The organism is Fodinicola acaciae (assembly GCF_010993745.1).
GTDB lineage: Bacteria > Actinomycetota > Actinomycetes > Mycobacteriales > HKI-0501 > Fodinicola > Fodinicola acaciae.
In genome coordinates this window covers 1,105,637-1,120,103 of sequence record NZ_WOTN01000001.1, presented here as the reverse complement: position 1 = coordinate 1,120,103, position 14,467 = coordinate 1,105,637, and the positions used below count along the sequence as shown (strand labels likewise).

Below are 14,467 nucleotides of genomic sequence, written 5' to 3'. Positions count from 1 at the left end.
CCCACTAGAGAACGGCGAATGCCTCGTCGACGGCCTGCAGCGTCTCCTCGACGTGCGCGGCCGTGTGTGCCGTCGACAGGAACCACAGGCCGCGTGGCACGGTGTTGATGCCACGATCCAGCAGCAGCTCGTGCAGCCGCGCCATCCGCGGCCGGTCGCACGCGGCGAAGTCACGGTAGTCGCGTACGTCCGAACTTTCGGTGAGGTAGACCTGGAAAACCGCGCCTGGACCGGAGACCAGCACCGGTAGGTCGTGCCGCTCGGCGGCCTCGCGGATGCCGGCCATCAGCCACTGGCCGACCTGGTGCATCGGTGGATAGATCGTGTCGCGCTGTTCGTCCAATGTGGACAGCACGGCGGCGGCCGCGGCCATCGCGACCGGCTGCGAGTTGAACGTGCCGGCATGCGCGACCCGGCCGTCGGCGATCGCGTCCATCACCGGCGCGCGGCCGGCGATCGCGGACACCGGCATGCCACCGGCCATCGCCTTGCCGAAGGCGGCCAGATCCGGTGTGACACCGAAAAACTCCTGCGCGCCGCCGGCGGCCAGCCGGAAACCGGTGATGATCTCGTCGAAGACCAGCAACGCGCCGGCCGACGTGCAGAGATCACGCAGCCCTTCGAGGAAACCCGGCACCGGCATGATCGCGCCGGTGTTGCACAGCAACGGCTCGCAGATCACCGCGGCGATCTGACCGTCGAACCGCGAGAAACACGCGCGTACGGCGGCGAGATCGTTGTACGGCAACACGATCAGATCGTCGCCGGCATGTGGCGTCAGCCCGGCCGAGCCCGGCACCGCGTTCGGCCGTGCCGCCTCGCCGGCCAAGGCGAGGTCAGGGTGCACGCTGTAGAGCACCGGATCGAGCCAACCGTGGTAGTTTCCTTCGAACTTCACGATTTTCGGCCGTCCGGTCAGGCCGCGCGCCAGCCGCAGCGCGCCGTGTACGGCCTCCGACCCGACCGTGTTGAAGCGGACTTTCTCGGCTCCGGGCACCATCGCGCAGATCCGCTCGGCGACCTCGGCCTCCAGCTCGTGCTGCGCCGAGTACGCGACGCCGCGCGCGACCTGCTCGGTGACCGCCTTCACCACCACCGGAGCCGCGTGGCCGAGCAGGTTGGGTCCCTGGCCGAGCACGTAGTCGAGCAGCCGATTTCCGTCCACGTCCCACATTTGCGCGCCAGCGGCGCGGTCGATGAACAACGGCGTGCCGGCCATCCGCCGCGCGTCGCTGGAGACGCCGCCGGCGATCGTGCGGCAGGCACGCGCGTACAGTTGCTCGGCACGGACCCGGCTCGGCATGTCGTTGCCTCCTTGGAAAAGTCAGCCGGACAGCGATTCCGGCGCGATTTTGTCCGGCAGCAGCCGAAACTGCAGCCGCGGCCGGCCGCCGCCAGGTGACGGCTGCGGTGGCAGCGGCCAGGCCAAGCCCGCCTCCACCAGCTGCTTGAGCATCCGCCGGCCGGTACGGTCGGTGACCTCCAGCGCGGCACTCACGTCTTCCACGTCCACGACCAGCGCGTCCGGCTGCGCGGCAAGGATCCGCTCGAGCACCTGCGCCGCGCGCGACTGCTCGCTCGCCGGTGGCACCTCGCGCGGCGCCGAGACCGACAGCAGCATCTGCGTCTCGCTGCCGTCCACGTACACCGCCATCTCGCCGCGCCGCTCCAACGCCGAGTCCAGGCCGGCATAGGCGTTGGCTTCGGCGTCGCGTGCGGTGTGTCCGACGCCGATGCCGACGGCGACCGGCAGGCCGAGCTGCTGACGCACGGCGGTGACGAACGGCGCGTGCTGCAGGTGCGAGGTCAGCGCGTCCAGGCCGCCGTAGGTCGTGGTGATGCCAAACTGGCCGTCGCCCCGGCGCACCACGGTCGCGCCGACCGTACGCGCCTCGTCGAGCAGCATCCGGTGCACCGACAGCGCCGCCTCCTGCTGCCAATAGCTGGTGTTGCTGGCCAGCGACCCCTCGGCGATCATCTGCACCGCCAGCATCGCGATCTGCTGCCCTTCCAGCCGGGTGCCGCGACCGAGCAGCACGGCCGTCTCCAGCGCCTCGCGTACGGTCGCCGGAGTCGGCTGGATCCGCATCACCGGATAGCCGTCTGCACGCAGCTCCTGCTCGACGCTGAGGATCGTGGTCAGCGCCATCGTGACCGCACCGGACTCCAGCAGCGGCCGGTGGAACGCGCCGAACTTCACCGCCGACGCCGGATCCGTGTACGGCGCGCAATGCACGCCACCGAAGGGCACTTCAATCTCCGCGTACGCCTCGTCCACCGCCTCGCGGCTGAGCGAGTCGATGCTGATCCTGGTCAGGTCGAACTGGTTGTGGATCCGGCCGCGCAACAGCGTCGAATACAGCGCGGCGCCGCTGAGCCGCACGTACGAGGCCGGCACCGACAGATAGCCAGACTCACGCGCCAGGTCATAGTGCATCGGCCCCGGAAAGACCGCCGCGTCGATCCGGTCGGCCAACCGCGCGTAGCGCTCGGCGGCCTCGGTCATGTCGGTGTGACCGGCCGGCAGGAAGCGCACCGCCCGCCGCGGGTTGCGCGCCAGCAACGCCTTGCCGGCGGCCACCATCGCACGCACCGCCGTCCGCGGTCCGAACAGGCCAATGGCCATGTCCGGCGTACGCTCTCCGACCACCCGCAGGTCACGATCCTCAGTCACGGCACTCTCCTGTTCCGACCAACGTCTGCGCACGGCGTGGCGGCCGGCCGAAGAGGGCCGCCGCGTTGCCGCCGAGCACCGCCGCCGCCTCGGCCGCCGGCAGTCCGGCGCCGATCACGCGGCCGAGCGAGAACCGCAGGTCGATGAACGGAAAGTCGGAGCCGAACAGCACGCGGTCGGCGCCGGCCTGCTCGACCAGCCAGCGTACGAGCGTGCCGGTCATCGACGATCCGCAGATCTCCAGGTAGGTGCTCGGGTGCCGGCGGACCACCGCGAGCGACGCGGCCATCCCCGCCGGACTCACCCCACTGTGGCCGAGGATCAGCCGTACGCCGGGATGACGCGCCAGCACGGCGTCGATCGCCTCTGGATCGTCGTACGCGGACGTGTGCCAGGTGTGCGTCAGAACCGGCCGGCCGGACTGCGCCGCGTATTCCCACACGGGTTGGTAGAGCGCACCGGTGAGCGGATATTCGTGCAGGTCAGGATGCAGTTTGACGCCGACGAACCGGGGCTCGGCGGCGAGCCGGCGCAGCTCACGATCGGGTTGCTGCCACGGGTTGACCACCGCGTAGCCGGCGATCCGGTCCGGAAACCGGTCGACGGCTCGCAGGGTCTCGGAGTTGCCGCTGTGTGCGTCGTACTGGATCGCTCGGTGCGACGACAGGACCGTCATGCGTACGCCCGTGCGGTCCATGACGTCCACCATGGTGCGCGCGTCGGCGTCCGGGATGAAGAACAGGCTGTACGGTCCGAGGTGCGCGTGCGCGTCGATGACGTCGACGCCGTCCAGCGGTCTGCCCGAGCGCATGGCGGCCAGCAACGGGTCGCTCATGCCAGTCCCCGGAACAGTCGTCGCGCGTTGCCGTGTCCGACCAGCGCGCGGTCGGCGTCGCTGAGCCCCGACCACATCAGCCGCGCGACTGCCTCGGCCGGGTCGCGGACCGGTGTGCCGGTGCCGAACAACAGCCGCTCGGCGCCGAAGTGCCGGACGAACCACTCCAGGCCTTCGTGGCTGGCGAAGTTGACCAGGTCGGCGTGCAGATTCGGCCGGCGCCGGAACACCGCCGCAAGCCGGCGTAGTGCGCGATAGCCGATGGCCGAGACGATCACCGGCAGCCGCGGCCAGCGGCCGGCGAGCGCGTCGAGCGTCGGCCAGCCGATGTCCGGCAGCCCGACGGTCAGCGGCAGGCCGCGCGCGACCAGCTGCTCGTACAACGGATCCATGGCTGGGTCGAGCGGGTCGAAGTCGTGTGTCACCGGATACATGCGGGCGGCCGTCGCGCCCTTCAGGTCGACGCTTTCCTCCGGTGTCGGCGGCAGGATGGTCACGCACGGATGCATGCCGGCCATGCCGGCGACGGTCAGCGCCTCGGCGTTGCCGTTGGCCGGGTCGTGCCAGACCGACGCGGTCGAGCCGACGACGGCGGCGGCGATGCCGAGCCGGCGCATGTCCGCGGCCAGGCCCTCCGGACTCTGGCCGGTCACGTACGCGCGCGGATACGCGCCGAAGGACGCGTGCACGTCGATCAGCTCGGTCATGCGACTCGCCTGCGGATGAGACCGGACGAGGTGACGATGTCCGTGCCATGTGGATGCTCGACGTGGATCTCGTCGCCGGTCGCGCCGAACGTCCAGTTTCCTTGCGCTGCCGGCACGATCACGGTCAGGAAGTCGCCGTGCGTCCGCTTGACGCTCAGCGTGTGCAGTAGCGCGAAGTCCGCCGTTTTGGCTGCCGGATCAGGGATTCGTGCGCGGCCTGCGGAGGTGGTGAAGTCCTCGGCGCCGGCGATCCACACACGGACGCCGCCGGCGCGCCAGTCGTGCCACGGCTGTGGCGCGTGTAGCAGCAGCTCGTACGACTCGCCGCCGGCGACCGTGTCGCGTACGACGAGGTAGACGGGATCGGACCGGACGAGCATCAGCCGCCGCCGGTGCGTGACGCCGTTTGCCTTTTGCCTGCCGGCGAAAACCGCTGCCTCGGTCGACTGCCAGAACGTCTCGACGACCACGTCCCGGTCGGCACCAACGTCCCTGCCGTCCACGACGACCGTGCTGTGACCGCGCGCGGCCTGAAACCACGTCTGGTAATCGGCGTCGTCGTAATCGGGCGGCCCGCCGGCTTCCCAGATCAGCGGTCTCCCCCAGCCGTCCATGACGAAGTCCAGGACCGCGCGGTGCGAGTGTGACTCCAGCTCGTGTTCGACGTACGGACCGCAGTTGACCACGACTCGCACGTCATCATGTGCGCGCAACACCGCATAGCCACTTTCCTCCAACAGCACCGAATCCTCGGCGCGATGCGGCTCGCTCCAGACAACCTGCGAGTCCTGCAGCGGAGGAGCCCAGCCGGCCGACGTGGTGAGCTGACGCAGCCACTCCCGCATCGCGGCGACTTTTGGATGACCGGCAAGGCCGGTGTGCAGATATCGCTCGTCAACAGCGACCGCGAGCTTGGTCGCCTCGAGGCACAGGTTGTGATATCCCGGCGATCGCTCGTAATGGCCGCCATCGGCATAGAAGTCGCGGTCGAGATGCTCGACCAGCCGCTCGCGTCCGCGCTCGACCCATTGCGGCGCCTCGACCAGCTGCGGATAGACCGCGCCGGCGTGCATCAGCTGCGTGGCCGACACCAGTTGCCAGTTGCCGTGCCGAAAACTGTCGTGTTCGTCGTACGCCCACCGCGCACCGCCGATGACCGTCGCCATCGCCAGACCCCAGCACTCGTCGGACAGCGGTGGCATGCTGTCCAGTGCTGGCAACAGAAAAGCAGCGCGCGACCAGGTGCCGAGCGAATACCAGACCAGGTCCAGGCCCGGCCACTCGCCGACCAGTCCCTCGCGTTTTTCCACCCAGCTGGTGAAAAGCTCCTCGAAGGTGCGCAGGTAGGACTCGTCGCCGGTCGCGACCCACGCGCGTACGGCCGGTTGCAGCCAGCGCAGATAGTGGAATCCGTAACGGACCGAGCGTCCGAGGCCGGCACCGGTCACGTCCGGCGGGTCCGTACGCAGCAGGTCCGCCGCGGTCAGGTCCTCGGCCGGCGTCACCGGCCAGAGTGCCGCGTTTTTCCCCTTCTCCACCCACGAACGCAGCGACCCGAGGCCGGTCACGCCGTCCGGATGACCGAACGCGGCGATCAGCTCGGCGGTGCCGATGCCGGTGATCCGGTCGTCGATGTGCCGCGGCTTCTCCGGTGCGGTCATCCGCTCACGTCCACCGGCTGCCGCGTGCGGATCGACTCGTGCGCCGCCTCCAGCACGGCGGTCACGTCACGCGAACTTTCCACCGTGATCAGGGGTTGCGCGCCGGTCAGGCAGCAGTCGACGAAATGCCGGATGGCGTCGCGATAGGCACCGGCCGGCACGCCGTGCATGACGCGCTGCAGCATGTTGCGCGGATACGCGTACGCGTTTTCCGTTGCCAGCGCGACGTTTTCCTTCTGCCGGTCGATCTGCACGACGCCGTCGTCGCAGGCCAGCGTCACGTACGAGTCGACCATCGTCGGAAACGTCTCCGGATAGATCCACGCCGACTCGAAGGTCGCAGTCGCCCCACGCGAGTATTCGGCCTGGATCTGCACCGCGTCCGGCGTGTCGATGCCGAGCTTGCGCAGCTTGCCACAGCGGGCCGTGGCATAGACACGTACGACCCGGTCGTCAACGAGCCAGTTCATCAGATCGATGTCATGGCTGGAAAGAAACCACGCGCAGGTGGTTTTGTCGGCCCAGCTCAACATCTTCGTCGGCACGTGGATCGTGTCGTCCTTGCGCGCATAGCCGACCACGGCTTCGCCGAGGCCGGCGGCCAGCTCCTTGGCCTGCGCGTACGCCGGGACCCAGCGGTGGTTGAACAGGCACATCGCCACGACGCCGGCCGATCGGATCGCCGCCACCGCGCGGTCGGCCTCGGCGACCGAGGTGGTGAACGGTTTCTCCACCAGGATGTGCTTTCCGGCCTCGGCGGCACGGACCATCATGTCGCCGTGCAGGTGGTCGGGCGTGGTCAGCACGACCGCGTCGACGTCGTCCGCGGCCAACAGCTCGTCGAGGCTGTCGGCCACTCGCGCTTTCTGTGTCGCGGCAAGAGATTCGGCCGCCGCGCGGGTACGGCTGGTGACGACCGTGACGACCACGTCACGCTCGCCGGACAGCGACAGCGCGTTGCCCCGTCCCATGATGCCGGCGCCGACAATGCCGATCCGCAACTGGTCGCTCATCAGCTCGCCTTCGCCAGCTCGGTGTTCCACTGCTGCGCGGCGTCGTTCAACGCCTGAACCGCCGTCTTCGAGCCGGTCATGTAGGCACGCACCTGTTCGTCGAAGATGTTGCGCAGGTTCTCGTCGTTGCCCGAGCCGAGCGAGGCGTCGACGATCTTCGGAAAGGTCTGCACGAGCACGCGCCGTCCCTGGTCGGCCGGCGTGTTGCCGGTGATGTCGGTGAAGTACGGATCCTTCAGCGTGTCCACTGTGGACGGATAGATCGCGACGATCTTGCAGAAGGCCAGCTGGTTGGCCGGCGAGGTGACGAACTTCAGCCACTCCGCGGCCGCCGCCTTGTGCTGCGAGCCGGCCGGGATGCCGAAAACCTGCTGGCTGTTCATCAGCTGCACGCCGGAGGGTCCGGTCACCGCCGGCTCGACGACACTGTCGGCGTACACGTCCGGCGAGTTCTTCTGCAACCCCACCAGGTTGCTGGAGGTGTCGGTCGGCATGAAGGTGATCAGCTTGTTCGACAGGTTTTGAGCGTACGACCGGGGATCCTTGCCGAGCACACCAGGCGCGATCGCGCCGCTGTCCAGGTACTTCTTGAACTTCGCCAAAATCGCCGCCGCCTGCGGCGTGTTGAAGGCCGCTTTCTTGCGGTCAGGGGAAATCAGCGGCACACCTTCGCTCTGCATGGTGTAGCTGTAGGCCATCGCGTTGGTGCCGTAGCCGCCGCCACTGTCCTTCACGCGTTGCGCGAGCGCCAGCGCGTCGTCCCAGGTTTTCGGCGGTTTCGCCGGATCGAATCCGGTTTTGGCCAATGCGGATTTGCGATAGACGCCGAGACCGGCGCCGCCGTTGTACCACGGGATCGCGATCTGCTTGCCGGCCCGGTCTTTCAGCGGCCTGCTGAGCGCCGACGCGTACGCGCTGAGGTCCTTGGCGCTGAAGAACTGTCCGAGATCGGCCATGTTGCCGGCGAACAGGCCGGTCGTGTTGGAGGTGAAGTTGACCGCGTCCGGCACCTTGTCGCCGGCGATCGCGGCCAGCAGCTTGGTGGTGATGTCCTGCCCGGGCACGTCGACCCAGCGGATCTTCACGTCCGGATGCGCCGCCTGGTACGTACCGATCAGACCGTTGATGTAGGCGGAGTAGTTTTTCTGCAGGTTGATCGTCCACCACTCGATCTCACCGGCGTACTTCTCACCGTTCCCGCCGCTTCCGGCGACCTGACCGCCGATGCATCCGGTCAGCAGCAGGACAGCCGCCGACAGCACCGCACCGAGGACGGTGAGCCGGCGTACGCGCGTACGTGCCATAGCAACTCCTCAACAGCATTGTCCGAAACCGCTCCTTCGGACACTGGAGAATGTGGCCTGTCTGAGCGCGCGCGTCAACCCCGTCCGAGGATTTCTTTCGGTTTCGGGTCGCGGTGGGCCTTGACAGGTCACCAGCTGACGGCCACCCTGACACCGTCCGATCCGGAAACGATGCTTTAGGACATCCATGGCAGCGACTGGACTGATCCCCCGAGTCCGCCGGCCCCGGCACGGTCCGCGCCGCGTGGTCGGCCAGAAGGCCTGGACACCGTACCTGTTCATGCTGCCCGGCCTGCTGCTGTTCGCGCTGATGTTCGGCTGGCCGGCGTTCATCTCGCTGCAGATGTCGGTGTCGTCCTACCGGATCGTCACACCGGTGAGATATGTCGGCCTGGACAACTTTCTCCGGCTGGCCGCCGATCCGCAGTTCCACCACGCCATCGGCAACACCTTCCTGTTCATGGCGATGTTCCTGCCGTTCGCGGTGGTGCTGCCGCTTTTCCTCGCCATGTTGGTCAACCGGCGGCTGCGCGGCATCCACGCCTTCCGCGCCGCGTACTATCTGCCGGTCGTCACGAGCATGGTCGCGGTGGCGGTCGCCTGGCGCTATCTGCTCAGCCAGGAAGGCGTCGTCAACTGGCTGCTGTCACTGGTTGGGCTGGGGCCGATCGACTTCCTTCTCGACACGCACTGGGCGTTGCCTGCTCTCGCGGTCGTCGAGGGCTGGAAGAACATGGGCCTTTTCATGGTGATTTATCTCGCGGCGCTGCAGGGTGTGCCGCGCGAGCATCTCGAGGCGGCGACGGTGGACGGCGCCGGCGCCGCGCGGCGGCTGTGGCACATCGTGCTGCCGGCGATCCTTCCGTACGTGACCGTGACACTCACGCTCGGCATGCTCGAGTCGACGCGCTCGTTCGAGTCGATCTACGTGCTGACCAGAGGCGGTCCGCAGGACAGCACGCTGACCCTCGGCTACTACATCTGGCACACCGCCTTCGAAAAGTACGACGTCGGCTATGCGAGCGCGGCCGGTCTGGTGCTGTGGCTGATCATGATCGGGCTGGCGCTGGCCAACCAGCGGCTGACCAGGCGCAGGGACGCGTGATGGCCGTCGCCGCGCCGGTGCGTACGCCGGAAAAGGCCGCGACAAAGCCGAAAGCGCTGCCCCGCCGGCGTCGTCCGAAGGTCGGCACGTACGTCCTGCTCGTCCTGGTTGCCGGCGTTTTCGTCGGGCCGTTCCTGCTTTTGCTCGCCACCGCGCTGAAACCGAGCAGCCAGCCGGTCTTCTCGTTTCCGCCGGACCTGATCCCCCGGCCGCCGGTGGTCGACTGGTTCGTCGAGGCGTGGACGACGATTCCGTACGGCCGCTTCCTGCTCAACTCCGTGCTGTATGTCGGCGTCACGGTGCCGCTCTATCTCGTGGTGTCGGCCACGACGGCGTATCCACTGGCCCGGATCAGCTTCCGCGGCCGGCAGTTTTTCTTCCTGCTCTTCCTTTCCACCATGTTCCTGCCCGGCGAGCTGATGCTCATCCCGCGGTTTCTGGTGATGCGCGAACTCGGTCTGCTGGACAGCTATCCGGCGGTCATCCTGCCGGCGATCCTGTCCTCGCTCGGCATTTTCCTGCTCCGCCAGACCTTCGCCGCCATCCCGGACGAGGTGATCGAGGCGGCGCGGGTCGACGGCGCGAGCGAGTGGCGGATCTTCCTGTCGGTCGCCTGCCCGATCGCCCGTCCGACCATCGCGGTGCTGGCGATCCTCGGTTTCATCTCGATCTGGAACAGCTTTCTGTGGCCGCTGGTGGCACTGGACGACCAGTCGAAGTTTCCGATCGCGCTCGGCATCGCCTACCTGTCCGGTGTCAGCGGCACCGACGTACGCGGCCTGGCCGCCGGCACCGTGCTGTCACTGGTGCCGGTGATCGCGGTTTTCGTTTTCCTGCAACGCCACATCCTCTCCAGCATGGCCGGCGCGGTCAAAGGGTGACGGCCTCCACGAAGGGAATCCCAGGCATGGCTGAGAAGTTCGGCATCTCCAGACGCGGCCTGCTGGCCGGAGCCGCCGGTGTCGGCGTTGGTATCGGAGCTGGCCTCAGCATCGGCACGCCGGTGTTCGCCGCGGACTACACCTACACCTCCCCGCAGAGCTTTGACGACTTCATCGCGGCCTTCGAAAGCTCCGGCAGCGCCGGCCAGGCGACCGACAACAACGAGAACGGCGTGCTCGCCTGGGGCCAGGCGTACGTCCTGCTCGGCCTGATCCGGATGTACGAGGCGACCAGGAACACCAAGTATCTCGACCATTTCGTCCAGAACACCGACCTCGTGCTCGCGCAGCGCGACCAGGTGCGCGGCGTCGCCGACTATCGCGGCGTGTCCGGACCGGTCTGGCGCGCGCTCGGCAACTACACGGCCGCGACCGCGACTTTGAAGGACCGCAACGGAAACCCGCTGCTTCAGGTGCGCAGCGCGCAAAGCTCGGTCAACAACCACGCCAGTGTCGAGGTGGTGCACAGCGGTGAGACCGACACGTCGCCCTTCACCCTCATCCTGCGGCCGGCGCGCGGCACGGCGGTGACCGTCAGCAACGTCAACTTCAACGTCAACAGCAGCAATTACGTCTTCAAAGTCATCTACAACACGGTCTACAACACCGACACCCGATGGAGCGTGCGCGACGTACGGCCCGACCACTCCACCGCCGTCGGCCTGCCGGTCGCCGGCACGACGACGCTGCAGCCGGCCGCGTACGTCTTTCCGGTCCACACCGGCCAAATCTGCTATCCGATCGCCAGCTTCGTGCGGCTGGTCTACACGGACGCCACGCTGAGTGCCTACCGGTCCAAGGCCGACGGCTATCTGGCCGCGGTGCAGGCCGCGATGGCGTTCCACGACCGCGAATACTGGGTCAACGACGTGCGCTATGGCGCGTACAAGTGGATCAAGGAAACACCGGTGCCGGCGGATGGCAGCAATCAGCCGCAAAACCAGTGCAACATGCTCGGCGCGACGGCCGCCGAGCTTTACCGGGCGACGAGATCCAGCGTTTACGCGAGCAAGGTCGGCGAACTCAAACGCGGCTTCCGTGCCTCCTTCACCTACGCCAACGACGCGTATTACTGGCCCTACTGGGGGATCCGCTCGGCGGCGTACGCCGGCTGGTCGGCGACCGGCTACACCGCCAAAGACGTTTCCAGTTACACACAAACGTTTCCGGCGGCCAGGCAGGTCGAGGACCTCAGCCACGCCGCGCTCAACCTGGAGTTCGCGATCGCCGCCTATCGCACCGGTCTGCCGGCGCCTGACTCGTCCTTCACGACGGTCGACATGCAGCGGCTGGCGAACACATACCTGCACAACATCGCGTACGGATCGACCGGCGCGCACCTGAACGTCAACGGCACCGGCACCGCCGGCGCCGGCTACATCGACCAGGTGCCACGGTGGATTCCGGTCGCGGAGTGGAACCATTCGGTCTATTCACACGCGCTCGCCGTCACCAACGCGCAGAAAATCCAGCCAACTCAGGGGTCGCACGTGCTCGGCTTCGCCTACTGCGTCTATGGCGCCATCAAGTTCGCATGAGGTTCGTACGACTTGGTGAGCCGGGACAGGAACGCGAAGCCGTGCTGCTCGACGACGAGTACGCGGCGTGGCTTCCGCCTGGCGACAACGATCTGAAGGCACGCGCGGCGGCCGCGACCGGACGTGTGGCGCTCGCGGACCACCGGATCGGACCGCCGCTGAGACCGGGCAAGATCGTGTGCGTCGGCCTGAATTACGCCGATCACGCGGCCGAAGGCGGACAGCCGGCGCCGGACCAGCCGATCCTGTTCATGAAGGCGCCAGACACCGTCGTCGGCGCGTACGACGACGTGGTTATTCCGGAGGGCGGCGAGAAAACCGACTGGGAGGTGGAGCTCGGCGTCGTCATCGGCCGGCGCGCCACGAATCTGGCGTCCGAGCAGGTGGCCGCCGAGCACATCGCCGGATATGTGCTGTGCAACGACGTTTCCGAGCGGCATTTCCAGCTGGAGCGCGGTGGCCAGTGGGACAAAGGCAAGAACTGCGCCACTTTCTGTCCGCTCGGACCGTGGTTCGTGACCGCCGACGAGATCGCCGATCCGCAGGACCTCGCGCTCGGCCTCGAGGTGAACGGCACGGCGTACCAGAAGTCCAACACCGGCCAGATGATCTTCTCGGTGACGCATCTGGTCTGGTATGTCGCGCAATTCATGACGTTGTATCCGGGTGACGTGATCAGCACTGGTACGCCGGCCGGTGTCGGCGCCGGCCAGCGTCCACCGGTTTTCCTGCGGCGCGGCGATGTCATGCGCGCCTGGGCCGCCGGACTCGGTGAACAGCGATCGCGACTAGTGTGAGTGGTCATGGTCATGGCATCGAGGACTGTGGGTTCGCTGGCCGTTGAGGTCCATCCGGATCCGGTCGCGCTCGGCGCGGCCGCGGCCGCTGCGATCGCCGGCCAGCTGCGCGATCTCCTGGACAGACAGGAGATCGTGCGGATGGTCTTCGCGGCGGCACCCAGCCAACACGAGACGCTCAAGGCGTTGTCCGCTGCCGAGGGCATCGACTGGCGGCGCGTCGACGCGTTCCACATGGACGAATACGTGGGGATCGCCGCCGACGCGCCGCAGCGCTTCGGAAACTGGCTGCGCCGCGAGTTTTTCGACGCCGTGCCGCTGAGATCCGCACACCTCATCGATCCTTCGAACGAGCCAGCCGCGGAGGCGGCGCGGTACGGCGCGTTGGCCGGTGCGGCACCGATCGATGTGGTGCTGGCCGGCATCGGCATCACCGGACATCTCGCGTTCAACGATCCGCCGGCCGATTTCGCGACCACCGCGGCGGTTGCCGTCGTGGAGCTGGACGAGCTGAGCCTGCGACAGCAGGTGGACGAGGGGCTTTTCGCGCGTACGGCCGACGTTCCGGCGCAGGCACTAACGATGACCGTGCCGTTCCTGCTTTCCGCCGGCCGGATCTTCTGCATGGTGTCCGGAAACCACAAGCGTGCCGCCGTACGGCTGACCCTCGACGAGCCGGTGTCGCCGATGGCACCGGCAAGTCCGCTGCGCGAGCATCCGCACGCCCGGCTCTTCCTCGACGCGGCAGCCGATCCCGGTGGCTGAGCGACTGACCGGACGCGATCCGGCGACCGGCGACGTGCTTGAGGTCAGCATGTCCGGTGGCCGGATCACCGACATCGCTCGACACCGGTCGGACGGCGATTTTCCATGGATTTGCGCCGGTCTGGTCGACCTGCAGGTGAACGGCTACGCCGGCTTCGACGTCAACGCCGAGGATGTCTCGGTGGACACCCTTGCCGGTCTGCGCGAGTCGCTGCGCTCGGTCGGCGTGACCACCTTCGTGCCGACCATCGTGACCAACAGCCACGAGCGGATCCGGCACGCGGTCGCCACGATCTCGTTGGCGCGCAAGGCAGATCCGGCGCTGGCGCTGGCCATGCCGTACGCACATCTGGAAGGACCGTACATCTCGGCCGAGGACGGTCCCCGCGGCTGCCACGACGCGACTTTCGTCCGTCCGCCGGACATCGCCGAGATCGACCAATGGCAGGCCGCCGGTGACGGCGTGATCGGCATGGTCACGATCTCGCCGCACTGGCCGGTGGCGGAGGATTTCGTACGCGCGCTGGTCAAACGCGGCATTCGGGTCGCCGTCGGACACACGCATGCGACACCGGAACAGGTCCACGCGGCGGCCGAGGCCGGAGCGAGGTTTTCCACGCACCTCGGCAATGGCGCGCATGCGACGCTGCCCCGGCATCCGAACTATCTCTGGTCGCAGCTCGCCGACGACCGGATCACCGCCGGATTCATCGCCGATGGCCAGCACCTGTCCGCCGACGCGCTGACGGCGATGTTACGTGCCAAGGGACCAGATCGAGCGTTTCTGGTCTCCGATGTGGTGGCGGCCGGCGGGATGCCGCCGGGTCGCTATCACCTGCCGGTCGGGGGCGACGTGGAGGTGACCGCCGACGGCCGGCTGGTCGTCGCCGGCACGCCGTATCTGGCCGGCGCTTCGGCTCCGCTCACGCACGGCGTTGCGACGGTCATGCGTCTGGCCGGCCTGTCGTTGGCAGAGGCTTTGCGGCTGGCGACCGACATTCCCGGCCGGATCGCCGGCACCGCCGGTCTGCGCGTCGGCGCACCGGCCGACGTCATCACGTTCACCGAGCTGCCGTTTTAGCGCTCGACCTGATGCGGACAAATACGTGCGTACGGTCAGCCGATCT

General features: G+C 67.7%; 13 protein-coding genes. 6 read left to right on the top strand and 7 right to left on the bottom strand.

All coding sequences use genetic code 11. From position 1 onward, the window contains the following. Positions 1 to 4: 4 nt before the first annotated feature. From GNX95_RS05140 to GNX95_RS05110, 7 genes are read right to left on the bottom strand one after another with little or no spacing between them, the layout of a single operon-like run. Entirely contained in the window at positions 5 to 1,303 is a 1,299-nt protein-coding gene (locus GNX95_RS05140; RefSeq protein WP_163505984.1) for an aspartate aminotransferase family protein, read from the bottom strand. A gap of 21 nt (positions 1,304 to 1,324) precedes the next feature. Next, the gene (locus GNX95_RS05135) at positions 1,325 to 2,674 is read right to left on the bottom strand and encodes a hypothetical protein (protein WP_163505983.1); all 1,350 of its coding nucleotides are present in this window, start codon (positions 2,672 to 2,674) and stop codon (positions 1,325 to 1,327) included. Further along, positions 2,667 to 3,509, bottom strand: a complete 843-nt coding sequence (locus tag GNX95_RS05130; protein ID WP_163505982.1) for an amidohydrolase family protein — start codon at positions 3,507 to 3,509, stop codon at positions 2,667 to 2,669. The genes GNX95_RS05135 and GNX95_RS05130 overlap by 8 nt, the downstream gene beginning before the upstream one ends. After that, positions 3,506 to 4,216, bottom strand: a complete 711-nt coding sequence (locus tag GNX95_RS05125) for an amidohydrolase family protein (RefSeq protein ID WP_163505981.1) — start codon at positions 4,214 to 4,216, stop codon at positions 3,506 to 3,508. Before GNX95_RS05125 ends, GNX95_RS05130 begins: the two co-directional genes overlap by 4 nt. Continuing rightward, positions 4,213 to 5,877 (bottom strand): heparinase II/III family protein, encoded by a 1,665-nt coding sequence (locus GNX95_RS05120; protein ID WP_163505980.1) that lies wholly within the window; start codon positions 5,875 to 5,877, stop codon positions 4,213 to 4,215. Before GNX95_RS05120 ends, GNX95_RS05125 begins: the two co-directional genes overlap by 4 nt. Then, the gene (locus GNX95_RS05115) at positions 5,874 to 6,890 is read right to left on the bottom strand and encodes a Gfo/Idh/MocA family protein (RefSeq protein ID WP_163505979.1); all 1,017 of its coding nucleotides are present in this window, start codon (positions 6,888 to 6,890) and stop codon (positions 5,874 to 5,876) included. The genes GNX95_RS05120 and GNX95_RS05115 overlap by 4 nt, the downstream gene beginning before the upstream one ends. Further along, complete coding sequence (locus GNX95_RS05110; RefSeq protein ID WP_163505978.1) at positions 6,890 to 8,194, bottom strand: ABC transporter substrate-binding protein; 1,305 nt, start codon at positions 8,192 to 8,194, stop codon at positions 6,890 to 6,892. Before GNX95_RS05110 ends, GNX95_RS05115 begins: the two co-directional genes overlap by 1 nt. Before the next feature lie 187 nt (positions 8,195 to 8,381). Between GNX95_RS05110 and GNX95_RS05105 the strand changes: the two genes are divergently transcribed. The 6 genes from GNX95_RS05105 to GNX95_RS05080 are packed head-to-tail and all read left to right on the top strand — an operon-like array spanning position 8,382 to position 14,421. After that, complete coding sequence (locus GNX95_RS05105) at positions 8,382 to 9,299, top strand: carbohydrate ABC transporter permease (RefSeq protein ID WP_163505977.1); 918 nt, start codon at positions 8,382 to 8,384, stop codon at positions 9,297 to 9,299. Beyond that, complete coding sequence (locus GNX95_RS05100; protein ID WP_163505976.1) at positions 9,299 to 10,180, top strand: carbohydrate ABC transporter permease; 882 nt, start codon at positions 9,299 to 9,301, stop codon at positions 10,178 to 10,180. The genes GNX95_RS05105 and GNX95_RS05100 overlap by 1 nt, the downstream gene beginning before the upstream one ends. A 26-nt stretch (positions 10,181 to 10,206) precedes the next feature. Further along, the gene (locus tag GNX95_RS05095) at positions 10,207 to 11,778 is read left to right on the top strand and encodes a hypothetical protein (RefSeq protein WP_163505975.1); all 1,572 of its coding nucleotides are present in this window, start codon (positions 10,207 to 10,209) and stop codon (positions 11,776 to 11,778) included. Next, a complete protein-coding gene (locus tag GNX95_RS05090; RefSeq protein WP_163505974.1) occupies positions 11,775 to 12,575 on the top strand; it encodes a fumarylacetoacetate hydrolase family protein in 801 nt (266 codons plus the stop codon). Before GNX95_RS05095 ends, GNX95_RS05090 begins: the two co-directional genes overlap by 4 nt. 12 nt (positions 12,576 to 12,587) lie before the next feature. After that, positions 12,588 to 13,340: a 6-phosphogluconolactonase gene (locus GNX95_RS05085; protein ID WP_163505973.1), complete on the top strand. Its 753-nt coding sequence runs from the start codon at positions 12,588 to 12,590 to the stop codon at positions 13,338 to 13,340. Beyond that, positions 13,333 to 14,421, top strand: a complete 1,089-nt coding sequence (locus tag GNX95_RS05080) for an N-acetylglucosamine-6-phosphate deacetylase (protein WP_222853401.1) — start codon at positions 13,333 to 13,335, stop codon at positions 14,419 to 14,421. The genes GNX95_RS05085 and GNX95_RS05080 overlap by 8 nt, the downstream gene beginning before the upstream one ends. The last annotated feature ends 46 nt before the right edge of the window (positions 14,422 to 14,467 follow it).